The 25,250-nt window shown below is 43.3% G+C and carries 26 protein-coding genes; all 26 read left to right on the forward strand.

The window, feature by feature from the left end:
• Positions 1-193: 193 nt before the first annotated feature.
• The 26 genes from BK139_RS01970 to BK139_RS02095 all read left to right on the forward strand — a co-directional run bounded on the left by BK139_RS01970 (position 194) and on the right by BK139_RS02095 (position 25,235).
• Positions 194-1,501 carry a phenylacetate--CoA ligase family protein gene (locus BK139_RS01970; RefSeq protein WP_076256274.1) on the forward strand — a complete coding sequence of 436 codons (1,308 nt, stop codon included), beginning with the start codon at positions 194-196 and terminating at the stop codon, positions 1,499-1,501.
• Positions 1,502-1,535: 34 nt separating this feature from the next.
• Positions 1,536-2,495: a 1,2-phenylacetyl-CoA epoxidase subunit PaaA gene (paaA, locus tag BK139_RS01975; RefSeq protein ID WP_076256276.1), complete on the forward strand. Its 960-nt coding sequence runs from the start codon at positions 1,536-1,538 to the stop codon at positions 2,493-2,495.
• 9 nt (positions 2,496-2,504) lie between these two features.
• Positions 2,505-2,870, forward strand: a complete 366-nt coding sequence (gene paaB / locus BK139_RS01980; protein WP_076256278.1) for a 1,2-phenylacetyl-CoA epoxidase subunit PaaB — start codon at positions 2,505-2,507, stop codon at positions 2,868-2,870.
• Between the two features lie 13 nt (positions 2,871-2,883).
• Positions 2,884-3,684 carry a 1,2-phenylacetyl-CoA epoxidase subunit PaaC gene (gene paaC / locus BK139_RS01985; RefSeq protein ID WP_139325592.1) on the forward strand — a complete coding sequence of 267 codons (801 nt, stop codon included), beginning with the start codon at positions 2,884-2,886 and terminating at the stop codon, positions 3,682-3,684.
• Between the two features lie 21 nt (positions 3,685-3,705).
• A complete protein-coding gene (gene paaD / locus BK139_RS01990; protein WP_076256282.1) occupies positions 3,706-4,203 on the forward strand; it encodes a 1,2-phenylacetyl-CoA epoxidase subunit PaaD in 498 nt (165 codons plus the stop codon).
• A 63-nt stretch (positions 4,204-4,266) separates the two neighbouring features.
• Positions 4,267-4,575: an EthD family reductase gene (locus BK139_RS01995; RefSeq protein ID WP_076256284.1), complete on the forward strand. Its 309-nt coding sequence runs from the start codon at positions 4,267-4,269 to the stop codon at positions 4,573-4,575.
• The gene (locus BK139_RS02000) at positions 4,568-5,347 is read left to right on the forward strand and encodes an enoyl-CoA hydratase-related protein (protein WP_076256286.1); all 780 of its coding nucleotides are present in this window, start codon (positions 4,568-4,570) and stop codon (positions 5,345-5,347) included. The genes BK139_RS01995 and BK139_RS02000 overlap by 8 nt, the downstream gene beginning before the upstream one ends.
• Before the next feature lie 18 nt (positions 5,348-5,365).
• Positions 5,366-6,139, forward strand: coding sequence for an enoyl-CoA hydratase-related protein (locus BK139_RS02005; RefSeq protein ID WP_076256288.1), 774 nt, complete (start codon positions 5,366-5,368; stop codon positions 6,137-6,139).
• Between the two features lie 115 nt (positions 6,140-6,254).
• The gene (locus tag BK139_RS02010; RefSeq protein WP_076256290.1) at positions 6,255-7,121 is read left to right on the forward strand and encodes a 3-hydroxyacyl-CoA dehydrogenase; all 867 of its coding nucleotides are present in this window, start codon (positions 6,255-6,257) and stop codon (positions 7,119-7,121) included.
• On the forward strand, positions 7,118-8,314 hold the full coding sequence (locus BK139_RS02015) for a thiolase family protein (protein ID WP_076256292.1): 1,197 nt from the start codon (positions 7,118-7,120) through the stop codon (positions 8,312-8,314). The genes BK139_RS02010 and BK139_RS02015 overlap by 4 nt, the downstream gene beginning before the upstream one ends.
• A 177-nt stretch (positions 8,315-8,491) precedes the next feature.
• The gene (gene paaX / locus BK139_RS02020; protein WP_061790851.1) at positions 8,492-9,367 is read left to right on the forward strand and encodes a phenylacetic acid degradation operon negative regulatory protein PaaX; all 876 of its coding nucleotides are present in this window, start codon (positions 8,492-8,494) and stop codon (positions 9,365-9,367) included.
• 111 nt (positions 9,368-9,478) lie between these two features.
• Positions 9,479-10,429, forward strand: a complete 951-nt coding sequence (locus tag BK139_RS02025; RefSeq protein ID WP_076256294.1) for an NAD(P)H-dependent flavin oxidoreductase — start codon at positions 9,479-9,481, stop codon at positions 10,427-10,429.
• Positions 10,430-10,675: 246 nt separating this feature from the next.
• A complete protein-coding gene (locus BK139_RS02030; RefSeq protein ID WP_076256296.1) occupies positions 10,676-11,686 on the forward strand; it encodes an ABC transporter substrate-binding protein in 1,011 nt (336 codons plus the stop codon).
• Positions 11,687-11,761: 75 nt separating this feature from the next.
• The gene (locus BK139_RS02035; RefSeq protein ID WP_076256298.1) at positions 11,762-12,793 is read left to right on the forward strand and encodes an ABC transporter permease; all 1,032 of its coding nucleotides are present in this window, start codon (positions 11,762-11,764) and stop codon (positions 12,791-12,793) included.
• The gene (locus BK139_RS02040) at positions 12,768-13,562 is read left to right on the forward strand and encodes an ABC transporter ATP-binding protein (protein WP_035332534.1); all 795 of its coding nucleotides are present in this window, start codon (positions 12,768-12,770) and stop codon (positions 13,560-13,562) included. The genes BK139_RS02035 and BK139_RS02040 overlap by 26 nt, the downstream gene beginning before the upstream one ends.
• Positions 13,563-13,727: 165 nt before the next feature.
• On the forward strand, positions 13,728-14,117 hold the full coding sequence (locus BK139_RS02045; protein ID WP_076256300.1) for a thioesterase family protein: 390 nt from the start codon (positions 13,728-13,730) through the stop codon (positions 14,115-14,117).
• Between the two features lie 84 nt (positions 14,118-14,201).
• Positions 14,202-15,311 (forward strand): Leu/Phe/Val dehydrogenase, encoded by a 1,110-nt coding sequence (locus tag BK139_RS02050; protein ID WP_076256302.1) that lies wholly within the window; start codon positions 14,202-14,204, stop codon positions 15,309-15,311.
• Positions 15,312-15,385: 74 nt separating this feature from the next.
• Positions 15,386-16,453 carry a pyruvate dehydrogenase (acetyl-transferring) E1 component subunit alpha gene (gene pdhA / locus BK139_RS02055; RefSeq protein ID WP_076256621.1) on the forward strand — a complete coding sequence of 356 codons (1,068 nt, stop codon included), beginning with the start codon at positions 15,386-15,388 and terminating at the stop codon, positions 16,451-16,453.
• On the forward strand, positions 16,453-17,448 hold the full coding sequence (locus BK139_RS02060) for an alpha-ketoacid dehydrogenase subunit beta (protein ID WP_076256303.1): 996 nt from the start codon (positions 16,453-16,455) through the stop codon (positions 17,446-17,448). The genes pdhA and BK139_RS02060 overlap by 1 nt, the downstream gene beginning before the upstream one ends.
• Positions 17,449-17,459: 11 nt before the next feature.
• Complete coding sequence (locus BK139_RS02065) at positions 17,460-18,683, forward strand: dihydrolipoamide acetyltransferase family protein (RefSeq protein ID WP_076256305.1); 1,224 nt, start codon at positions 17,460-17,462, stop codon at positions 18,681-18,683.
• On the forward strand, positions 18,684-20,126 hold the full coding sequence (gene lpdA / locus BK139_RS02070) for a dihydrolipoyl dehydrogenase (RefSeq protein ID WP_076256307.1): 1,443 nt from the start codon (positions 18,684-18,686) through the stop codon (positions 20,124-20,126).
• Positions 20,127-20,239: 113 nt separating this feature from the next.
• Complete coding sequence (gene hppD / locus BK139_RS02075; protein WP_076256309.1) at positions 20,240-21,355, forward strand: 4-hydroxyphenylpyruvate dioxygenase; 1,116 nt, start codon at positions 20,240-20,242, stop codon at positions 21,353-21,355.
• A 67-nt stretch (positions 21,356-21,422) separates the two neighbouring features.
• Positions 21,423-22,517, forward strand: a complete 1,095-nt coding sequence (hisC, locus tag BK139_RS02080; RefSeq protein ID WP_083675279.1) for a histidinol-phosphate transaminase — start codon at positions 21,423-21,425, stop codon at positions 22,515-22,517.
• Positions 22,518-22,522: 5 nt separating this feature from the next.
• Positions 22,523-23,143, forward strand: coding sequence for a flavin reductase family protein (locus BK139_RS02085; RefSeq protein WP_076256311.1), 621 nt, complete (start codon positions 22,523-22,525; stop codon positions 23,141-23,143).
• Positions 23,144-23,147: 4 nt separating this feature from the next.
• Entirely contained in the window at positions 23,148-24,071 is a 924-nt protein-coding gene (locus tag BK139_RS02090; RefSeq protein ID WP_076256312.1) for a fumarylacetoacetate hydrolase family protein, read from the forward strand.
• Between the two features lie 9 nt (positions 24,072-24,080).
• Complete coding sequence (locus BK139_RS02095) at positions 24,081-25,235, forward strand: homogentisate 1,2-dioxygenase (protein ID WP_076256314.1); 1,155 nt, start codon at positions 24,081-24,083, stop codon at positions 25,233-25,235.
• The last annotated feature ends 15 nt before the right edge of the window (positions 25,236-25,250 follow it).

The raw sequence follows: 25,250 nt of genomic DNA on the forward strand, positions 1-25,250 counted from the left end.
TTTTACCTAGCCCTCTATTATATGGGCTAGGTCTTTTTATTAACTTTAAAATAAAAAAGTAAATTTTCAGAAAATAAGTTGACTTTTTCCTGTTTACACGGTATCTTTGTGTTAAATATATAACACTTATTTTATCTAACGATATTTAAACGTTATATTAAATTATTATCCTAATATTCTGGGAGGTCATGTCTTGATTCTGCATGATATTGAAACGGAAAGCCGCGATAGGATAGAGGAATTGCAGCTGGACCGGCTCAGGCAGACAGTGGAAAGAGTATATAACCATGTGCCTTTTTATCGGAAAAAGTTTTTGGAAAGTAATATTGCACCTCAAGACGTTACCGGCCTGGATGATATTCGAAAGCTGCCCTTTACTGTGAAAGCAGATTTACGGGAACATTACCCATTCGGGCTTTTTGCTGTGGATAAAAAAGAAATTGTGCGTCTGCACGCTTCTTCGGGAACGAGCGGAAAGCCGACTGTAGTGGGCTACACCCGGAATGACATTGAAATGTGGAGTAATCTGATAGCCAGGGCAATCTCCATAGGAGGAGGCGAACCTGGTCAGACATTGCATAATGCATATGGATACGGTCTGTTTACCGGCGGACTGGGACTCCATTATGGCAGCGAACAGCTTGGCATGGCAACCGTACCTGTTTCTGGAGGAAATACCGAGAGACAAATAATGCTGATACAGGACTTTAAGCCGGAAGTTATTTGCGGAACTCCTTCCTATGTCCTCAATTTAGCGGAGAAGATGGAGGAGCGGGGAATCGACCCTGCAAATACCTCATTAAAGTTTGGGATATTTGGTGCTGAGCCCTGGTCTGAAGAAATGCGGAAAGCTCTCGAAGCTAAGCTTGGAATTAAAGCATGCGATATTTATGGGCTCAGTGAAGTAATGGGACCGGGTATTGCAATGGAATGCCATGAAGCTCAAGATGGGCTGCACATTGCAGAGGATCATTTCTATGCGGAGGTGATTGATCCGATAAATATGACACCGCTTTCAAATGGAGAAGAAGGTGAGCTTGTTTTTACCAGTTTAACGAAGGAAGCTTTTCCTGTGATCCGTTATCGTACTGGTGATATTGCCTCCCTTTCTAAAGAAAAATGTGCGTGCGGGAGAACCACGATCCGCATGAGCCGTGTGAAAGGACGCATTGACGATATGCTCAATGTTAATGGTGTAAACGTCTTTCCGTCCGAAATTGAACGGTGTATTCTTCAGGTGCCTGAGCTTGCTCCCCATTATCAGATCCATGTGCATAAAAAGGGAAGCTTAAAAGTTTTAGAGCTTCATGCTGAATGGAGCGAAGAGTTTTATAGGGATATGGGAGAAGAGGAATTCGTAAAAAAGAAGATTCAGGAAGCATTGAAACAAAACTGCTTTATTACCATCAGACTTGTTCTCCATCCGCCCAAAACGCTGCCAAGATCGGAAGGGAAAGCTGTCAGGATTGTTAGTCCGGCAGTGGTAAATGCAGTTACCTGAATGAATCATTTTAAACTCACTGGGGGTGAAACACATGTCAGAAGCTCTTTTCTTTCAAGAAATGACGGAAGAACAAAAATATGAGCAGTTTATGAAACGCATTAATGCAGGAGAAAAAATTGAAGCGGATGATTGGATGCCGGAAGATTATCGAATGACATTAATCAAATTAATTTCAATGCATGGAATCAGTGAAATTATGGGAGCACTTCCTGAAAAGGAATGGGTGCCGAAAGCCCCTTCTTTAAAACGCAAGCTGGGGATCATGGCGAAAGTGCAGGATGAGATGGGACATGGTCAGCTGCTGCTTCGTGTAGCAGAGGATTTAATGAAGCCTCTCGGCAAGACCCGTGAAGATATTATGCAGGATTTATTCAGCGGCAGACTGAAATTCCATAATGTCTTTCATATGGAAGCACCAACATGGGGAGATGCCGGTCTGATTGGCTGGCTGGTTGACGGAGCGGCGATCATTACCCAGACCAATATGCTTAACGCCTCATATGGCCCTTATGCAAGAGCGCTTAAGAGAATTTGCGCAGAGGAGGTTTTTCATGCCCAACATGGTGAAGCCATCATCATGGCGCTGGCTGAAGGAACCGACGAGCAAAGAGCAATGGTTCAAGATGCCGTTAACCGCTGGTGGGAAGCGCTGTTAATGTTCTTTGGTCCGGGTGACGCCTCTACAACAGGCACTTCCAAACAGGATACAACGATAAAATACAGAATCCGGACAAAGACGAACGAAGATTTAAGACAGGATTTTTTCACAAAATATATTCCCCGCGTTCTCTCGCTGGGCCTCACGCTGCCGGACGAGACGATGCATTTCGATCAGGAGCGGGAGCTGTGGGTTTATAAGCAGCCTGATTGGAATAGGTTCAAGGACATTATTAAAAATAATGGTCCAAAATCTCAGGAGCGGCTCGGCCTCCGACGCACAGCTTACGATACTAACAAATGGGTGCGGGAAGCTCTCAATACTGCAAATTAAACCGTTCAGATGGGAGGGGTACCTTTGGGTAACGAAGGATTTTATCAGGAATTTGAAGTTTTTAGTCAAAGAACCGATACCTCGCCTCTGCAATATCAATTTTCCCTGCTGGCGCCAAATCGGGAGCTTGCACTCGTTATGGCGCAGGAAAATTTTATGAGGAGAGAGCCGGTTGCTGATATCTGGGTCGTCAAACGCTCTGATATCCGGAAGCTGACGCCGGAAGAAAAGCAATCACTTCAGCGTCTAGACAACAAAGAATACCGCACGACAAAAGGATATGGATATCTGAAGAAAAAGTGGCGGCACTATGAGCAGGAAATGCTTGATGAAAAGGAAATTCTTTCATGGGGAGGGATGAAGAAAGGTGACTGAGCCAGCAGGAAATATGCCAATCAACACTAAGGTTAAGCCGCCACTGACATCATTATTGTATCAGTTGGCTGACGATGATTTCATCCTTGCCTACCGGGGTTCAGAATGGCTTGGACTGGCGCCCCATATAGAGGAGGATGTCGCCTTTTCATCCATCAGCCAGGATACCATGGGCCATGCAGCTATGTTTTATCAGCTGCTGTCCGATCTCGGAGAAGGCAATGCAGACAGTCTTGCACATGCAAGAGAAGCTTCTGAAAGGCGAAATGCTGTCCTTTTAGAATTGGTAAATGGCCCTGGTCATTACTTGTCTTCAGCACAATATGACTGGGCATTTGCGGTTGTAAGAAATTATTTTTATTGCCAAGCGAAAAAAATCAGATTGGACTCTCTGAAAAACTCTTCTTATCGGCCTTTAGCCGAAGTGGCATTAAAGGTCAATATGGAGCTTTATTACCACCTTCTTCACTGGAAAACATGGTTTATACAGTTGCTGCAGGCTGGCGGAGAAGCCAGAACAAGAATGGAAGCGGCCATTGAGAAGGTATTAGCAGATTTCGAAGGAGTTCTGAATTTGGGGCCCCAGGCAAAAGAAATGGCTGAACATGGCCTCATTGAAAAGGAAGAAGTATTAAAGCAGCGCTGGCTGTTAATCATGAAGCCTGTTTTTGAATCTGTCAATCTGGCAGTCTCAGAAGCGGACCTTGCTATGAAGACTGGAAATGGACGAATAGGAGAGCATACTGCCGACCTTGATGACGCATTGTCCACTTTGAGCGAGGTGTATAACATAAATCCGGCTGCAAGCTGGTAAGTTTTCTAAAGGGTGATGTAAATGGAGCAGGATCAAATATTGATAAAAACCGCGTTAGAAGCGCTTCATAATGTTAAAGACCCTGAAATAGATACCATTTCAATCGTTGATTTAGGAATGGTAGAACAGATTAAGGTGGAGGGCCAGTCAGTTTTGGTTAAACTCCTGCCTACTTTTATGGGATGCCCTGCCCTGGATATTATTCAAAAAAACGTTGAAGGCGAGCTGGGGAAAGCAGGGATTTTTGAAAAAATAGAAGTCCAGTTTATCTATCATCCGCCATGGACGTCTGACCGGGTAACAGAGACCGGCAGGATAAAGCTTAAGGAATTCGGGATCGCGCCACCTCCAAAATTCATAAGTGAAACGGGCGAATGGCATGTGGATTGTCCTTTTTGCGGGTCCGCATATACGACGATGGATAACCTTTTTGGCCCCACAGCCTGCCGCAGCATCCTATACTGCAAATCCTGCAAGAACCCCTTTGAAGCTATGAAACCAGTATCGACTATGATGTAGCAGGCTTTTTAAAAAATAAAATCCAGAACTTAAAACTATTAAAAATTGAGAGGAAGTTGACAAATGGTAAAATTAATCGCTCTTTATAAGCATCCTGAAAATAAGGAGGCATTTGATGATCATTATTTTAATACGCACGCGCCTCTTACAGCCAAAATTCCGGGTCTCCGCAAAATGGAAGTTACAAAAATTGTGGGCAGCCCTATGGGAGGCGAAGGGAAGTACTATTTGATGTGCGAAATGTACTATGACAGCCATGAAGCATTGCAGGAAGCCATGAAAACAGACGAAGGCAAGGCATCAGGCAAAGACGCCATGAAATTTGCAGGTGATATTATCACACTTATGATCGGTGAGGAAGCAGATGAATAAAAGCTATGAAACCATTGAAGTTTCACAGCAAGGAAAACTTGGTTTAATCGCTTTGAACCGGCCTAAGGTTCTAAATGCTATTAACCGCACGATGGTTTCAGAGATTCTTTCGGCAATGGAGGACTTTGAGGCAGACTCAAGCGTCAAGGCCATTGTATTAAGCGGCAATGGAAGAGCCTTTGCAGCCGGGGCAGATATTGATGAAATGGCAAATGATCATGCAATCGATTTTGAGCTTCGCAATCAATTTAAAGATTGGGATCGTCTTGCCATGATCAAGAAACCGATTATCGGAGCTGTGCAGGGCTTTGCCCTTGGCGGAGGCTTTGAGCTTGCGTTATGCTGTGATTTGCTTTATGCGGCGGATAATGCGGAATTTGGATTTCCGGAAGTGAACCTTGGCGTAATGCCGGGTGCAGGCGGAACGCAAAGGCTTACTAAGCTAGTGGGAAAAACGAAAGCAATGGAATGGCTTTTTACCGGCAAAAGAATCTCGGCGAGGGGAGCCCTTCACCATGGCATCGTCAACCAGCTAATAGCAGAGGAGCTTCTGCTCGAAGAAACGATGAAAGCGGCTGAGCAAATCTCCAGCCAGGCTCCAATCGCCATACGCCTTATAAAAGAAGCAGTCCTAAAGGCAGTTGACACACCTTTAAATGAAGGAATGGAATTCGAAAGAAAGAACTTCTACCTATTATTCTCGACAGAAGATCAAAAAGAAGGAATGAATGCCTTTATTGAAAAACGCAAGCCTCATTTTAAAGGAAAGTAGAGGAGGTGTACATAGCTGATGTTTGAAACCGTAAAATACGAGGTAGCAAACGGTGTAGCATGGATTACATTAAACCGTCCGGATAAGCTGAATGCGTTCACCGAACAGCTGAATAAAGAGGTTCAGCAGTCCGTAAAACAGGCAAGCAGAGAGAAAGAAGTCAGATGTCTCGTCATTACAGGTGAAGGGCGTGCATTCTGCTCCGGCCAGGATCTTCAGGGTGTAAATGAGGACATGGATCATGGCGAGGTTCTCCGGCGGTTCTATAATCCAATGGTATTGGAGATTCATAGATGCGAGAAACCTATTATCGCAGCTGTTAATGGGGTGGCAGCAGGTGCCGGTATGAGTCTTGCGTTAGCCTGCGATTTCAGACTCCTGTCTGAAAAAGCCAGTTTTTTAGAAGCTTTTATTCATGTCGGGCTGGTCCCAGATGCCGGTAACCTATACTTTCTTCCAAAGCTGATCGGTCATGCCAAAGCCATGGAGCTTGCTGTGCTTGGTGAAAAGATTAATGCCGAGGAAGCCAAAGAGCTGGGCCTTGCTACAAAGGTAATTCCTATGGAGCAATGGCAGGCTGAAATAACTGCTTTTGCAGAAAAGGTTGCCAGTATGCCGACAGCAGCGATTGCCGTAATCAAGAAAAATTTGAAAGCGAGCTGGGAATCCACTCTGGAAGAAAGTCTGGAGCGGGATGCACAAGGACAGCGGATTGCGGGCCTTACTCTTGATCATAAAGAGGGTGTAGCGGCATTTATGCAAAAGCGGAAGCCAGTGTTTCAAGGGAAATAGCCTTTGTAAAACTATAAAACTTAGAATTACTTTTAGAATATTTGCCCGTTATATGGTTTGCGAGCATCTCGTATCGGGTGCTCGTCTTTTTTTAAACTGAAAGGGGGATTATACCTTGAAAAATATTGTCGTGATCGGTTCAGGTGTCATGGGGCGCGGGATTGCGTATGTTAGTGCAGTCGGGGGCTTCCATACAACCCTTGTAGATATCAGCCAGGAGCAATTAATCCGTGCGGAAAACGAGATTGACAGCATCTTTGAAAAAGGGCTCGCTAGGAAGAAAATTACAGCCGCTGATTTGGAAGAAAGCAAAAGCAGGCTTAACTATTCTGTAAGTCTTGCACAGCATGTAAGTGAAGCAGATCTTGTTATTGAAGCCGTTCCTGAAGTGATGGATATAAAGAGAAATATTTTTGAAGTGATCGATCAGCACGCTTCAGAGCATTGCTGTTTTGCAACAAACACCTCTACCATGAGTCCAACAGAGATTGGGTCCTTTACCAATCGCCCGGACAAAGTGATTGCCATGCATTTCTTTAACCCCGTCCATAAAATGCCGCTTGTAGAAATTATTAAAGGGCTTGAAACGAGCGAAGAAACAGCACAGTCAATAAAACGTGCTGCCGAGCAAATGGGAAAAGAAACAGTCGTCATAAATGAGTTTCCGGGCTTCGTGACGAGCAGGATCAGCGCGCTCGTGGGGAATGAAGCATTTTATATGCTGCAGGAAGGTCTCGGCACCCCCGAAGAAATTGATAAAGCCATTAAGCTTGGTCTGAACTATCCCATGGGCCCTTTCGAACTGGGCGACCTTGTCGGCCTCGATACGCGCCTGAATAATTTAAAATACCTTCACAGCAAGCTGGGTGAAAAATACCGGCCGGCACCGCTCCTTGAACAGTATGTGAAAGCTGGCAGGCTTGGACGCAAAACGGGCAAAGGTGTTTATGATTACACTGCCAGAGAGGGTGTCAGGCAATGAGGAAAGCAGTAATCGTTGATGCTGTCCGGACTCCGATTGGAAGATATAAAGGCGGGTTAAAGGATATCCGTCCCGATGATTTGGGAGCCATTGTTATTAAGGCCTTGCTGGATAGAAATCCCGTGGTGAATCCTGCAGAAATTGAAGAGGTCATATTGGGAAATGCAAATCAGGCAGGAGAAGATAATCGCAATGTCGCCAGGATGGCAGCGTTGCTCGCCGGTTTGCCTGTCGAAGTGGCTGCTTCTACGGTTAACCGGCTTTGCGGATCTGGTTTAGATGCTGTAAATTATGCTGCACGTGCTATTTTAGCAGGAGAAGGAGATATTTTTATTGCTGGAGGCACCGAAAGCATGACCCGTGCACCATTTGTCATGGCAAAGCCAAGCAGCGAGTTTCCAAGAGGAAATATGGAAATGTTTGATACAACCATCGGCTGGCGATTTACAAACAACAGGCTTGAGAACATGTATGGTGCTGAAAGCATGCCCAAAACAGCAGAAAATGTTGCAGAGAAATATGGTATATCCCGTGAAGAGCAGGACCGGTTTGCTCTTGAAAGCCAGAAGAGGGCAAAATCAGCAATTGAAAAAGGCTTATTTGACGATGAAATCATTCCTGTTACATACATGGATAAAAAAGGGAAGGAAATCACCATTTCACATGATGAGCATCCCCGTCCGGAAACAACTTATGAAAAGCTCTCCAGCTTAAAGCCGATTTTTCAGGGCGGAACTGTAACGGCAGGCAATGCTTCAGGGGTTAACGACGGTGCCTCTGCATTGCTGCTGATGTCTGAGGAAAAAGCCGGTGAACTGGGATTAAAGCCCCTTGGAACTTATATTGTTTCCGCAGCAGCAGGGCTTGAGCCGTCAATTATGGGAGCAGGTCCTGTGTTTTCCACTCAGAAAGCATTAAAGAGGGCGGGACTTGCCATGAGTGATATTGACTTAACTGAATTAAATGAAGCGTTTGCTTCGCAATCCCTCGCCTGCATTAATGAACTGGGCGCAGATCCGGAACGGGTAAACGTGAATGGGGGAGCGATTGCATTTGGCCATCCGCTTGGGGCGAGCGGCGCCCGTATCTTGACAACTTTATTGCATGAGATGAAGCGCAGGAATTCTAAATACGGCCTGGCAACGATGTGTGTGGGTGTCGGGCAGGGGATATCAACGATTGTTGAGCGCTGACCATAGAGGCATTATACTCTATGGTTTTTAAAGCTCTTAACGATTTTAGCGTGGCAGCAGGAAGACAATTCTTTAGTATGCCGAAAAAGTATTTTCAAAACTGCCTAACTTTAGTACACTAATATATAACGAAATTTATCCGTTCAACCGACATGATGAAATGAGGATGAAGGCAAGTTGAATACAAGATCAATGATTTTCACACTTTATGGTGATTATATTACACATTACGGAAGCAAAATTTGGATTGGCAGTCTTATAAAACTTTTAAGTGAATTTGGCCACAATGACCAGTCTGTCAGAGCAGCTATTTCAAGAATGAATAAGCAGGGCTGGGTAAGCGCAGAAAAGATCGGCAATAAAAGCTATTATTCCTTAACGCCAAGAGGGCAGAAAAGGATTGAGGAAGCGGCTAAGCGTATCTTTAAATTAAAGCCTGAGGAGTGGGATGGCGAGTGGCGCATCCTTATGTATACCATCCCGGAAGAAATACGCAATGTGAGGGATGAATTGCGCAAGGAGCTTGTATGGAGCGGTTTTGGATCCATGTCCAGCAGCTGCTGGATCTCTGCTAATAATCTCGAGAAACAAGTATTTGATTTAATTGAGAAATATGATATTGCCAACTATGTCGATTTCTTTATTGCCCGTTATGCAGGACCGCATAAAAATATCGAAATTGTAGAAAAAAGCTGGAACCTGACAGAAATCAACGAAAAATACCAGGAGTTTATTTCTCAATACAGCCAGAAATATATAATTGATAGAAATAAGATTCTGAAGGGAAATATGACTGATGCAGAATGTTTCGTAGAAAGAACGAAGCTTGTGCATGAATACCGGAAGTTCCTATTTGTGGACCCTGGTCTGCCTGAAGAGCTTCTGCCTGATAAGTGGCTGGGCAGTCATGCTGCTGCCTTATTTAGTGAATATTACAAAGAACTGGCAGAACCCGCATCCAGATTCTTTGAAAGTGTTTTTAAAGAAGGAAATGAACTGAAAAACAGAGATGCTGATTATGATGCATTAAATCACCCTTACATGGTTGAGTAAAAAAAGAGCCATTCTTCTGCATAGGAAGCAGGATGGCTCTTTTTTTGTAATTCTCCAATTGTCAAACTATTGAGATTAGTATAACATTATTTTAACGAAGGAGGAATTTTATTGAATAGAGTAACAGACATTTTAAATATTAAATATCCAATTATTCAGGGCGGCATGGGGAATATCAGCAACGCCATTTTGACAGCCGCCGTCTCTGAAGCCGGCGGGCTTGGCACGATCGGAGCAGGAACAATGCCTCCGGAGGAAGTTGAGAAGATAATAGTAGAAACTAAGAGTTTAACAGATAAACCATTTGCCGTTAACATTGCCTTAAGTGTTTCCCCGTATGTTAAGGAAATCTTATCCCTTATCATTAAACATAAGATTCCTGCAGTATCCCTTTCGGCTGGAAATCCTGCTTCTTTTATACCTAAGCTGCATGAAAATGGGGTGAAGGTCATTACAGTGGCTGCTTCTGTAAGACAGGCGCTAAAAGCAGAGGCAGCAGGAGCTGATATCATTGCGGCGGAAGGGTATGAGGCAGCTGGAATCAATAGTGCTCTTGAAACCACCACACTCGTTTTGATTCCTCAAATAATAGGCAAAGTCTCAGTTCCTGTCGTGGCAGCTGGAGGAATCGGTGATGGTAAAGGTCTTGCTGCCATGCTTGCCCTGGGGGCGTGCGGTGTACAAATGGGTACCAGATTCATAGCAACCAAAGAGGCGCCATTTCATCCGGAGTATAAAAAGAAAATCATTGAAGCATCTGATCATGAAACCCTTATAGTGGGGCGTTCAGTTGGCAGAATACGAAGAGTGCTTTCCACCGGTTATGCCAATAAATTGCTGGATTACGAAAAAAAAGGAATCTCTCTGGATGAGTTTAATAAACTAACTTCTGAAGATTATCATAAAATTGGAGCAATAAGTGGAAACGGCGAGGAGGGTTTTATGAACAGCGGCCAAATAGCCGGCCTGATTGGTGATCTCCCGAGCGTAAAGGAAATTTTGGATAAAATGATAGAGGATGCTGATCTTCAGCTTCAAAAGGCTAAGAAGCTATTAAATTAGCAAGCAGGGTTTCACACCTGCTTGCTTTTTTGTTAAAACGATTTATTAAAATATATCAAATTTTTAGAATATTATTGACACTCTTGGCCTTAGGGTGATAATATAACGTTGTATTTACGATATCTAAAGTAAATATCATATAAATGGTAATAACCATTTATTTACTTCACCATGTAAGCGTATACATAAAGGGTATAAGCTATCAGCAAGCTGATAGTTAAATAAAGTAGTATAGGGGGTCATATAATGAAAAAATCGTTGAAAGCTTTTTCTTTATTAATGGCTGCAGGCATGCTTGTTTTGAGCGGCTGCGGACAGGAGAAATCGAGTGGTTCTTCCTCAGAAGGTAATGAAAAGAAGCAGTACACTATAGGCATCACACAGTTTGTCGAGCATCCTTCCCTGGATGCAGCTACAGAGGGATTTAAAAAAGCATTGGAAGATGAAGGATTTAAAGAAGGCGATAATGTAAAATTTGATTTCCAAAATGCTCAGGCTGATATGAACAATACCCAGACGATCGCTAATAACTTTGTAGGCGATAAAGTGGATATGATTTTTGCAAATGCCACTCCAAGTGCTGTTAGTGCTCTTAATGCGACTAAAGACATTCCAATTCTCTTTACATCTGTTACAGACCCTGTTGGAGCCGGTCTTGTTGAATCATTTGATCAGCCTGGAGACAATATTACAGGCACTACTGATAACCATCCGGAAGGAACTGCTAAAACCATTGATTTTATGATTGATGAAGCGGGTGTTAAAAATATTGGCATCATTTATAATTCCGGAGAGCAAAATTCCGAGGTTCAGGTGAAACAGGTAAAGGAACTTGCTGAACCAAAAGGAGCCAAGATTGTAGAAGCCTCTGTTTCAACCTCTGCTGAAGTAAAACAGGCTGCCGACTCCCTAGTTGGAAGAGTGGATGCCATCTATATCCCTACGGATAATACAGTTGTGTCGGCTCTTGAATCCGTTATCTCTGTCGCTGACAGCAAAAAGATTCCTCTATTCGTTGGTGAGCTTGATTCCATGAAACGCGGAGCTATAGCAGCAAGCGGATTCAACTACTTTGATTTAGGTTACCAGACAGGCAAGATGGCCGCTGAGATTTTAAAAGGAAACAAAAAGCCTTCTGAAATCCCGGTTGAGCTTCCTGGAAGCCTGAAACTGGTCATTAATAAAAAAGCAGCTGAAGCACAGGGACTTGAAGTAAAAGAGGAATGGGCTGATTTTGCAGAGTTCCATGAAGAGTAAAAAATACGCCGGCTGGAACGAAAATATCCGGCCGGCTGCTTTTTAAGCTAAAACAAATAAAGGGTGTGATTCTTAGTGTTTACAGCGATATTCGGTGCATTTGAGTCAGGAATTATTTACGCAATTATGGCACTTGGAGTATATCTTTCGTTCAGGGTACTGGACTTTCCGGATTTAACGGTGGATGGAAGTTTTGTGACCGGAGCGGCTGTAGCTGCAACCATGATTGTCAGCGATGCTAATCCTTTTCTTGCTACGGTCACTGCATTATTTGCCGGTTTTATTGCCGGCTGCCTAACGGGTATTATTCATACTTTCGGAAAAATAAATGCTCTGTTATCAGGAATCCTGATGATGATTGCTCTGTATTCGATAAACCTCCGCATCATGGGTAAATCAAATGTTCCTCTCCTGAACACAGAAACAGCCATTACACATGTAAGAGATTTTTGGGATAAAACAGGAATCGATTCTTTTTTCAACGCAATCCTGTCGGTGATTGGGCTGGGCGACAGCCTCCCGAGAACTTGGGGCATTATTCTCTTTATGTTAGTTGTCACATTGGCTATAAAATTTTTGACAGATCGCTTTCTTCAGACTGAGATTGGTTTAGCTTTAAGGGCAACAGGTGACAACAAAAGGATGATTCGCAGTCTTTCTGCAAATACCAATATGATGGTGATTTTAGGACTGGGCCTTTCTAATGCAATGGTCGCTTTCTCAGGAGCACTGATTGCCCAGCAGGGCGGATTCGCCGATGTTGGTATGGGTATCGGAATGATTATTATCGGACTGGCTTCAGTTATCATCGGTGAAGCCTTGTTCGGAACAAAAACAATTGCCAGGACTACATTAGCGGTCATTGGCGGAGCAATTATCTATCGTATCGTGGTTACCATGGCGCTAAGGGTAGAGTTCCTTGAGCCGGGTGATATGAAGCTGATAACAGCAACTATCGTCATCCTGGCATTAATAATGCCGAAGATTATTGACCGCACGAAGGAGAAGAAACGGAAAGCTAAAAGACTGGCAGGAAGCATGAACATAAGTGAGTTGCCATCAGGCAGAAAGGGTGAGACTGGTGCTGCAATTAAATCAGATTCATAAAGTCTTCAATGAAGGGACACCTGATGAAAAAATCGCACTTGATACGATCAATCTTACATTGAATGAGGGAGACTTTGTCACCGTCATCGGAAGTAATGGGGCAGGGAAATCCACTTTAATGAATATTATCTCTGGCGTCATGATTCCTGATGTTGGGTCTGTTTTTATCGACAGTCAAAATGTCACAGGCATGTCGGAATATAACCGGGCAAAGCTGATAGGAAGGGTTTTTCAGGACCCGATGGCCGGCACTGCCCCATCCATGACAATTGAAGAAAATCTGGCCATGGCATATTCAAGGAATAAAACAAGAACATTACGAAAAGGTGTGACGAAAAAGCGCAGAGACTATTTCCGTGAAGTTCTTGAGACCCTTCATCTTGGCCTGGAAAACCGTCTAAATGCTAAGGTCGGTTTATTATCGGGAGGAGAACGGCAGGCACTTTCCTTATTAATGGCAACCTTCACAGAGCCTTCGATTCTTTTGCTGGATGAACATACAGCAGCTCTCGATCCGGCACGTGCAGAGCTTATTACCAATCTCACAAAAGAAATTGTTCAAAAGTACAATTTAACAACCTTAATGGTCACTCATAATATGCAGCAGGCGCTGGATTTAGGAAACAGGCTGATTATGATGGATAAAGGCCAGATTATCCTTGAAGTAGATGATGGACAGAAACAGCATCTGACAATTGAACAGCTGTTGAATGAATTTCAGCGAATTCGCGGAACAAAAATGGCAAGTGATCGTGCGCTGCTTTCTTAGAATAATAAAAAGGATTAGCCAATTTGCCGGTTAATCCTTTTTACATGCGTCAAATCAAAAGAATTTTTAAAGTTTTTACAATTTATTGACTATTCATTTAACGTAATGGTATCATATCGTTAAATAAACGTCATACATATTTATGATCAAAAAGGGAGGGGTGTTATGAAACCTGGGCTGCAGATTGGGAACCAGGCAGTTATCCGTGCAGTGGTCTCACCTGAAATGTTCGCACAATTTGAAGGAGAGGTCATTCATCCTGTCTATTCCACAGTAACCATGATCTATCACATGGAGTGGGCCTCCCGACTCCTGATCACCCCCTATTTGGATGAGGAAGAAGAAGGGATGGGTGGAGCTGTTTCTGCCAGGCATTTATCTCCGTCACCTGAAGGATCCCCCATTGTTATTACAGCTACCGTATCCAAGCTGGAAGGAAATGCAGTTTACTCAACTGTAACCGTCCATAATGGAGAAATCCTTGCTGGCAAAGGTGAAGTCAAACAGGTGATTCTGAAGAAAAGCAGGATTGCACAGTTGTTAAAGAAAGATTAAAAGAATAGCAGAATCAGAGCCGGAAAAAAGGGATTTTAATTCAATTTTATTGTAAGCGCTATCATATATAAAGGGGAGAATGAAATGACAGATATGTTTCAAAAAATTAAAGACCATGAACAAGTCGTATTCTGCAACGATGAATCTACCGGACTAAAGGCAATCATTGCTATCCACAGCACAAGGCTGGGGCCGGCATTGGGAGGCTGCCGCATGTTTCCGTACAAAAGCGTTGATGATGCCCTTGAGGATGTCCTCCGATTATCAAAAGGCATGACCTATAAATGTGCGGCTAGTGATTGTGACTTCGGAGGCGGGAAGGCTGTCATTATCGGGGATCCATTAAAAGATAAAACACCTGAGCTGTTCCGTGCTTTTGGCCAATTTGTTGAATCATTGAACGGACGCTTCTATACAGGAACAGACATGGGTACTTCTACAGAGGATTTCGTTCATGCCCTAAAGGAAACGAACTGCATTGTGGGGGTTGATGAGGTTTATGGGGGAAGCGGCGATTCTTCTGTTCCAACAGCGCAGGGTGTTATTTACGGCCTCCAGGCAACAAATAAAGCACTGAGCGGAACAGACGACCTTTCAGGCAAGAGTTATGCCATTCAGGGACTTGGCAAAGTGGGATATAAAGTCGCAGAAAGACTGCTGGAGGAAGGGGCAGATTTATTTGTCACAGATATCAGCCAGCAGGCAATCGACCAGCTTCTCAGCAAAGCGAAAGAAATTGGAGCCGGCGTGAAGGTATTATCCAGCAATGAGATTTATGAGGCCCAGGCCGACTTTTTTGTTCCTTGTGCAATGGGTGGAATCATTAACGATGACACAATCGACCTTTTAAAAGTAAAAGCAATCGTTGGCTCTGCCAATAACCAGCTAATGGATATGCGCCATGGACAAATCCTTAAAGATAAGGGGATTTTATATGCTCCCGATTATATTGTAAATGCAGGGGGATTAATCCAGGTCGCAGATGAATTATATACACCTAATAAAGAAAGGGTACTCCGTAAAACAAAAGCTATTTATAACTCTCTTCTGAACATCTACGAACATGCTGAAGCAAATGGAATTACAACAGTTGAAGCATCCAACCAATTCTGCGAGAGCCGCATTGAAGCACGCACACGCAGAAACAGCTTTTTCTCCCATATGAAACGCCCGAAGTGGGCAGTAAGAACATAATTTTTTTGCTTGGATAACAATATTTGTACCGTATAAAAGTTATTAAAATAATTTACCAGCCAAAGGGTGAGAAGATGGAAAATCACTTTCCGATCAGGCGAATAATGGACGAAAATGGAACGATCATCAATTCCGAATATAAAGAAATAGTAACTGAAAAGCTTGTAAAAGAGTTGTATAGACATATGGTTAGAATCCGTACTTTTGACCGCAAAGCTATTTCACTTCAGCGGCAGGGCAGAATAGGCACATATGCTCCTTATGAAGGACAGGAGGCTTCCCAGGTCGGAACTGCTGTTGCGCTGGGGGAGAACGATTGGATGTTTCCTACCTATCGCGACCACGGAGCAGCTATGACTTTTGGCCACTCACTGCGAAACATCCTGTTGTTTTGGAACGGAAGAAATGAAGGGTGTGTGCCGCCTGACGGAAAGAAGATTTTCCCTCCAGGCATTCCGATTGCGACACAAATCCCTCATGCAGCAGGAGCCGCATTTGCTGAAAGGAAAAAAGGCACTGCCAATGCTGCTATTGCTTATTTTGGTGATGGTGCCACCTCAGAGGGAGATTTCCATGAAGGCTTAAATTTTGCCAGCGTATTTAAAGCTCCGGTTGTCTTTTTTAATCAGAACAATCAATACGCCATTTCTGTTCCGCTTGAGAAGCAGATGAATACAAAAACGATTGCCCAGAAAGCCCTGGCATATGATATTCCAGGAGTCAGGATCGATGGGAATGATGTTTTCATGGTTTATTTTGAAACACTGAAAGCCATAGAGCGGGCCCGTAAAGGTGAAGGGCCGACGCTAATTGAAGCCGTGACATGGAGATATGGTGCACACACTACAGCAGATGATCCATCCAAATACCGCGATCAATCGGAAAGCACTAGCAGAAGACAGGAGACTGACCCTATTTTAAGGCTGGAGCGCTGGATGAAAAACGAAGGAATATTTGATGAAAAATGGCAACAGGCAATAGAAGAGGAAGCAGCAGCTGAAATAGATAAAGCTGTAGCTGCAATGGAAGATTTTCCTCCTGCAGATCCTGCAGTAATTTTTGACTATGTCTTTGCTGAGCCTACATGGCAAATCAAGCAGCAAAAAGAAGAATATCTGAAGCTGATTGGAGGCGGCCGATAATGAAAACAGCAGTTGGAGCAAAAACCATGACATTAGTTCAAGCCATTACGGATGCTTTAGATACTATGCTGAATGAAAAGGAAGAGGTTTTGCTGCTGGGCGAGGATATCGGAAGGAACGGCGGAGTTTTCCGTGCAACCGAGGGTCTCCAGGCCAAGTATGGCGAAGGCCGTGTTATCGATACACCTTTGAGTGAAGCAGGTTTTGTCGGAGCGGGGATCGGAATGGCTGTTAATGGATTTTTGCCGGTGATCGAAATTCAGTTTCTCGGCTTTATCTATCCTGCATATGAACAAATCATGACACATGCTTCAAGGCTTCGGATGCGGACAATGGGACATTTTACTGTTCCGATGGTAATAAGGGCTCCATATGGTGCGGGGGTTAGGGCTCCGGAAATTCACTGTGATTCCACAGAAGCTATTTTCACTCATATGCCCGGCATCAAGGTCGTCTGCCCATCCAGTCCTTATGATGCCAAAGGATTGCTGATTGCTGCGATTGAAGACCCGGATCCGGTTCTGTTTCTTGAGCCGATGCGCTGCTATCGTTCGGCCAGGGAGGAAGTGCCTGAAGGGAAGTATACGGTTGAAATAGGAAAAGGCAAAAAACTCATGGATGGGGACGATGTAACGGTTATTACATGGGGAGCAATGGTGCCAGAGGCTATGAAAGCGGCAAAGCAGATGAAAGAAAATAACGTACATTGTGATGTCATTGATTTAAGAACCCTATTTCCGCTGGATAAAGACATGATTGCAGAATCTGTCCAAAAAACAGGGAGAACGGTTATTGTTCATGAAGCTCATGCCACCGGCGGAGTCGGAAATGATGTGCTTGCCATCATTAATGATACATCCTTTTTATATCAGAAAGCACCTGTCGAACGGGTTACTGGATTTGATGCGCCAGTTCCATACTTTGGTTTTGAGGACCATTACCTGCCAACTCCGGCAAGGATTCAGCAGGCAATAGAAAAAGTAATGAAGTTTTAGGAGGAGAAGCCGTGGAGGTGAAACTGCACGATATTGGTGAAGGAATGACGGAAGCGGATATTAATTGCTTTTTAGTTAAGCCGGGGGATGCAGTGAAAGCAGACGATCCGCTTGTTGAAGTACAAACTGATAAAATGACTGCTGAAATACCTGCCCCGAGAGCAGGCATTATTAAGGAATTTAAAGTGCAGCCTGGCGATACGGTTAAAGTGGGTTCCACCATTTTAATTTTAGAATCGGCTGGTGAGGAAGGCGCTGAAAAAGAGAATGCCGTTTCTATTCCTGTCTACACAGATTCGCCGCAGAAGCAAAAGTATTCTTTTGTGGCATTCAAAGGAAAACGGGTTCTTGCTTCTCCGTTCACAAGAAAAATAGCGCGCGATAATGAAATTGATATTGAGAAAATCACGGGAACAGGTCCTGCTGGCCGAATTTTAGATGAAGACATCTATCAGTATATAGCTTCCCTTCAAACGAAGCCGGCCCATGATGAACAGGAGCAAGCAGTTTTGAAGGATAATACAAAAACGCCCCCTGCTGAGAAAGAAATCATTCCGTTTAGGGGCAGACGAAAGCAGATTGCCAAGAAAATGGCACAATCACTCTTTAACATTCCCCATTGTACACATTTTGAAGAGATTGATGTAACCGAGCTGATTGCTTTCAGAAAAGATCTTAAGCTTCTAAACCTAAATATATCTGCTACAGCCTTTTTCCTGAAGGCTTTATCAATTTGCCTGAAAGAATTTCCTGTGTTCAATGCAGTGCTGCATGAAGAAAAGGAAGAAATACATTTGGCAGGTGAACATCATATCGGTATTGCGGTTGATACGGACGAAGGTCTAATCGTTCCGGTTATAAAGCATGTCGAAAATAAAACAATCAGAGAAATTCATGCAGAAATGAAACAGCTTACGGCAAAAGCAGTGGAGAATAAGCTTTCTGTTAAAGAAATATCTGGCGGGACATTCACAATCAGCAATGTGGGGCCGCTTGGGGGAAGCTTTGGAGCGACTCCGATTATCCAGCATCCTCAAACCGCTTTGGTATCTTTCCATAAAACAAAAAAGATGCCTGTTGTGACCGATGATGACCAGATTGTCATTCGGTCGATGATGAATATATCTATGTCCTTTGATCATAGAGTTGCAGACGGGGCGACAGCTGTACGCTTTACAAACCGCTTTGCTGAATTGATTAAAAATCCGAAAATGCTTGTTCTGGAGATGGTATAAATGGTAGTTGGAGAACTGGCACATGAGCGTGATGTCATCGTAATCGGCGGCGGCCCAGGGGGCTATCATGCAGCGATTCGCGCTGCTCAGCTGGGACGAAATGTTACATTAGTTGAACATGATCAGCTTGGCGGGATCTGTTTAAATAAAGGCTGCATACCTTCCAAGATCCTCACACAGTCTGCTGAAAAATTCACTTCATTCCAGGAAGGGGAAAATTGGGGGCTTGAAGGAGGAAATATTTCATTAAACTTAAACAAGCTCCAGGAATACAAGCAGAAGAAAATTAAGGAGCTGCGGGCAGGAATTGAAGCTCTCTGTCAAGCTAATAAAATAGAAGTTCTCAATGGTTCAGCCTTTTTTCTGTCAGAGGACAAGATTGGCATCGAAAAAGGAGACCAATTTGATGTTTTCCGATTTCAGAATGCCATCATTGCGACTGGCGGGAGACCGGAAAAGCCTCTTTGGACTAGAGAGTTAAGTGAAATGGTATTAGATCAGCATTCCATTTCAAATTTGAGTGAAATACCCGATAAACTATTAATTTATGGCAGTGATTACATTGCCCTCGAAATAGGTATGGCCTATCAGGCTCTGGGATCTAGTGTTACTCTGATCCTCGAAGATGGGAAAGAGGATTTTGATTTTGATCAGTCCATTTGCAGGGAACTGAAGAGGATTTTAAAAAAGAAAAAGATAGACATTGTAAGAAACTCGGATGTATTGGAACTGCAGACTAATGAAGGACTGTTAACAGTAACTTTTGAGAGTAAAGGAAAAAGAGAAACCATTTCAGGCACACATCTATTTGTTTCATCTTCCATTCGACCAAATACTGACCAGCTGGGACTCTCCCGTATAGGGGTGGAGCAATGTGAAGCAGGGTTTATTAAGGTTGACGGTCAAAGCAGGACAACACAGAAACATATTTTCGCAGCCGGTGATGTAACAGAAGGTCCTGCACTTGCTGTAAAAGCTATCAAACAAGGAAAAACAGCCGCTGAAGCAATTGCGGGAATTAAATCGGAATCAGATTTCCACTTCATTCCGATTGCTGCACATACACAGCCTCCTATTGCGAGTGCCGGGTTAACGGAACAGGAAGCCATTAACATGGGCTATGACATTGAAATTGGTGTATCCTCATTATCTGCCAACGGATTCAGCACATTGAGCGGGAAAAAAGACGGATTTATAAAAGTGATCAGCTGCAGGGAAAAACAAGTTCTTCTGGGGATCCACATGGTAGGCCACGGAGCAATAGAACTAATTTCCGCCGGAATTACTGCATTGGAAATGGGAGCAAGGGATGAAGATTTAATTTTCCCTAACTACCCGCATCCAAGTGTAAATGAAGGCTTGCTGGAAGCTGTAGAAGCTTTAAAGAATTTGGCTGTTCACATACCGCCCCCAAAGCAAAAAACGCAAAAAGTGAAAGTGTAAATTCCTTTAATGCAGAAGTGCATTATAGCTTTAACTTGAACTCTTGAGAACATTTACACGTTTCCTATATGATGAATTCAAAATATTATTAATATTAAAACGGAGGGGTTAGCATGCAAGATGAAAAATTATTGAAAGAACAAAAGGCAGACGATTTCTTTCCTGTGGAGGAGGTAGATTATTTAGAAATCTATTCAGGAAATGCAAAACAATCCTGCCATTATTTCTGCACAGCTTTCGGTTTTAAGCCAGTTGCTTATTCCGGTCTGGAAACCGGCAATAGAGAAACAGTCTCTTATGTCCTTCAGCAGAGAAAGATTCGCCTGGTGATCACAGGAACGTTAAATGACAGTTCCAGAGTTTCAAATTTCATTCATAAGCATGGAGATGGTGTAAAAGATATAGCATTAGCTGTTGATGATGTTGAAAAGGCTTACAAAGCAGCGGTTGAAAGAGGTGCAATCGAAATACAGCCTCCAGCTGAGATAAAAGATGAGCACGGCACAGTCAAAAAGGCAGTAATTGGTACATATGGAGATACCATTCATACACTTGTTGAACGGAATGATTATAAAGGGGTATTCATGCCTGGCTTTGAGCCTTATCAAACTGAAGTACCATTTGAGGATGCAGGTTTTATCGGCGTCGACCATGTGGTTGGAAATGTAGAGAGAATGGAGGAATGGGTGAATTATTATGCTAATGTAATGGGCTTCAAGGAAATGAAGCACTTTACAGATAAAGACATTACAACAGAATATTCCGCTCTGATGTCCAAGGTTATGCATAATGGAGGCAGAATTAAGTTCCCGATTAACGAGCCTGCAGAAGGGAAGCGCAAATCCCAGATTGAAGAATACCTTGAATACTACAACGGGCCTGGAGTACAGCATCTGGCCATTCTAACAGAAGATATTGTCAGCACTGTCAGCATCCTCCGAAAAAATGGGGTGGAGTTCTTAAGCACTCCTGATTCTTATTATGAAATGCTTTCTGAGCGTGTAGGGAAAATTGATGAAGAGATAGACAAATTGAAGGAATTAAATATTCTCGTTGACCGCGATGACGAAGGCTATTTGCTTCAAATTTTCACGAAACCGATCGTAGACCGTCCGACCCTATTCATTGAAATCATTCAGCGTAAAGGTGCCAGAGGGTTTGGTGAAGGCAACTTTAAAGCACTCTTTGAATCTATTGAACGTGAGCAGGAAAGACGGGGGAATTTATAACTTTTCAGCTTAAAAGGGAGAAAGCATTTCTCCCTTTTTTAATAAATTTAAGAAGGAGGCAATCCAGATGGCTAGAATCCAGACAAAAAGCGCTGTGGAGAAGATTGTTTCTTATCCGCTTGGCAGTTCGCCGGAAGAGATCAAAGAAAAGTACAATTTAATGGCTGTCCGGAAAATGTCTGATAATGAAAATGTGTATGGCTGTTCACCCGAAGTCAAAAACAGCATCAGCAAAGCGATGAACAGTCTTTACTTTTACCCGGATGGCACTGTTTCCCTGCTCAAACGCAAGCTGGCGGGATTCTATAATATAAGTGAAGATAACTTTCTGGTCAGCAATGGTTCAGAAGAGATCATCCGATTATTGACTAGAGCATACATAAGTGCTGGAGATGAAGCTATTATGGCGCAGAATACATTTCCTCGGTATGAAACAAACGTCCTGATTGAAGGAGGCAGTGCGATAACAGTACCGCTGCAAAATGGAACACATAACTTAAGTGCCATGTACGAGAAGATAAACGAAAAAACAAAAATGGTGTTTATCTGCAATCCGAACAATCCTACTGGAACCATAGTCGGAAAATCAGAACTGCTGCAATTCATTGATAAAGTTCCTTCTCATATCCTTATTATTCTTGATGAAGCATACTATGAATATGTGAATTCCGAGGATTATCCTCACTCTATTCCGCTTCTTGCACAGAGGTCTAACTTAATCATTCTAAGGACTTTCTCTAAAATCTACGGCCTTGCCGGTCTCCGTGTCGGCTATGGAATCATGGATCCGGAGATCGTGAATGACCTTCAAAAGGTAAAAGATGTTTTTAATGTCAACCACCTGGCACAGGCAGCGGCTTCTGCAGCACTAAATGATCAGGACTTTATAAAGGATTGTGCACAAAAAAATGCCGAAGAGATGAAATTTGTGTGCCAAAAACTAACTGAATTGCATGTCGGCTATTTTCCTTCCCAAACTAATTTTATATATATTTTCAGCCAGCTTCCTATTGCAGATAACTTGATTGCAAATGGCTTAGTGGTCCGGAAAATGAGGCTTGACGGCTTTGTTGATGCTTTTCGGATGACTTTAGGAACGAGAGAAGATAACGAGGCGGCATTGGCTGTAATACACAAACTTCTGAATGAAAAGGCGGTGTAGGGCATATGGAATTAAATCCACAGAGTCTTGAGTGGAAAGACGCATATAAGCTGATGGTTGGCTCAATTCTGCCGCGTCCTATTGCGTTTGTAACCACTATGGACACAGATGGAAATGTAAATGCAGCTCCATTCAGCTTTTTTACTGCCATATGTGCAGATCCGATGCTGATTTGCTTTTCACCGATGCGAAAAGGGACAGATGGCTCTAAGAAAGATACGCTTGCTAATATTGAAGCCACCAGGGAATTCGTTATTAACATTGTCAGTGAAGACTTTACCGAAAAGATGAATATTTGTGCAGCGGATTATCCGGCTGGTACAGACGAACTTGATGCAGCAGGGCTCGAAAAAGAAAACAGTGCCGCTGTTAAGCCGCCTCGGGTTAAAGAATCAAAAGTCCATTTGGAATGCAGTCTCTATCAGGTACTTCATTTTGGAGAACATCCCGGTTCAGGAAGCCTGGTGATTGGAAAAGTGGAGCATGTGCATGTTGCTGAAGAGCTTTACGAAAATGGAAGGATTAATTCCGAAAAGCTGAAGCCTGTTGGCCGGATGGCAGGACATATCTATACCAGGCCAATGACTGATGTATTTGAATTGATCCGAAAAACGGACCCAAGGTGATGCCATGAAATTCATAACCTTTCAAAAACCGGATGGATCTATAAGAGCGGGCTGGCTGAAGAATGAGGAGTATGCTGTTGATATGCATGAAGCGACCAATGGTGTTCTGCCAAAAACAATGCTGGCATTCCTTGAGAATCATGAGTTTTTTATGGAATACCTGTCTTCCAGCAAAAAACTGAAGAACACAGATAAAGGGGTATATCCTTTATCCGAAGTGAACTTAATGGCTCCACTGCCAAATCCCAAAAGCTTTCGGGATTTCTATGCTTTTGAAGAACACGTAAAAACGGCAAGAGATAACCGCGGACTTGATATGATATCCGAATGGTATGAAATACCCGTCTTTTATTTTTCAAATCATCTGAGCATTAAGGGGCCAAATGAAGAAATTTCGCGTCCCAAGCATTGCGAATGGCTTGATTACGAGCTCGAAATTGCTTGTATCATCGGCAAAGAAGGAAAGGATATTAAAGCTTCCGATGCGGATGATTATATATTTGGGTATTGCATCCTGAATGACTGGAGTGCAAGAGATATTCAGCGAAAAGAAATGAAGGTAGGTCTTGGCCCTGCCAAAGGGAAGGATTTTGCCACTTCCGTCGGGCCATATATCGTTACAAAGGATGAGCTTGAGAATTTCCGTGTTGAAAATGGCTATGATTTGCTGATGACAGCAAAAGTCAACGGAACTCTTCTTTCAGAAGGGAATATGCAGGATATCTACTATTCCTTTTACGAAATGATTGAGCGGGCTTCAGATGGTGTAACCCTCTGTCCAGGTGAAATGATAGGCTCCGGGACTGTTGGCAGCGGCTGCATTCTTGAGCTGGGCACGGATGTGCACCGCTGGCTGAAACCTGGAGATGAGGTTGAGCTTGAGATTAGCAATCTCGGAATATTAAAAAATCGAATTGCAAATGAGTGAGGTGGAAATATGTTTTATCGCCAAATGGGGAAGATCCCGCACAAACGCCATACAACCTTCAAAAAATCGGATGGAACCCTATACAGGGAACAGGTAATGGGGACAAAAGGTTTTTCCGGCACCCAATCCATTCTTTATCATCACTATATGCCGACTGAAGTAGCAAGAACTGAACTGATCGGAAAATATGTTCCAGAGTATGAAGATCAGGAGAGCTTAAAGCATCGGCATTTGTTTACAGATCAAATTGAAAAGAAAGGGGATGCACTTTCAGCAAGGGAATATCTACTCGGGAATGATGACCTTTTAATAGGCACCATAAATATTACTGATCCGATGAAAAGCTTTTACCGGAATGGCGATGGAGATGAGATGCTCTACATTCACTATGGAACCGGAAAAGTTGAGACCATGTTCGGAACTTTATCCTATCGCCCGGGAGACTATGTCATTATTCCGATTGGCACTATTTACCGCGTGATTCCGGATAAAGAGCAGCTGACTAAAGTGCTCCTTGTGGAGTCTTTCAGCCAGATTACAACACCAAGAAGATACCGGAATGAGTATGGGCAGCTGCTTGAGCATAGTCCATTTTGCGAACGGGATATTCAGGGACCGGAGACATTGGAAACATATGATCAAAAAGGAGAATATGAAGTTATTACGAAAACAAGGGGATACTTGCATTCCCATATTCTGAATCATCACCCGCTTGATGTAGTGGGCTGGGACGGCTATCTTTATCCGTGGGTCTTTAATATAGAAGATTTTGAACCGATTACCGGAAGAGTGCATCAGCCTCCACCGGTCCATCAGACATTTGAAGGACATAACTTTGTTGTGTGTTCCTTTGTTCCCAGATTATATGACTATCATCCAGAGGCCATCCCTGCTCCTTATTATCACAGCAATGTCAACAGTGATGAACTGCTATACTATGTGGAAGGCAATTTCATGAGCAGAAAGGGGATTAGAGAAGGCTCCATCACCCTTCATCCAAGCGGGATTCCACATGGGCCTCATCCGGGAAAAACTGAAGCCAGCATCGGGAAAAAGGAAACACTCGAACTTGCTGTCATGATTGATACATTCAAGCCCTTAAAACTGGTGAAAAACGCTAAGTTAATTGAAGATGAAAATTACATGTTCACATGGGTTGAATAGAAAAAAGCACTTTCC

This window comes from Paenibacillus sp. FSL R5-0490, from assembly GCF_001956215.1.
Lineage (GTDB): Bacteria > Bacillota > Bacilli > Bacillales > Cytobacillaceae > Cytobacillus.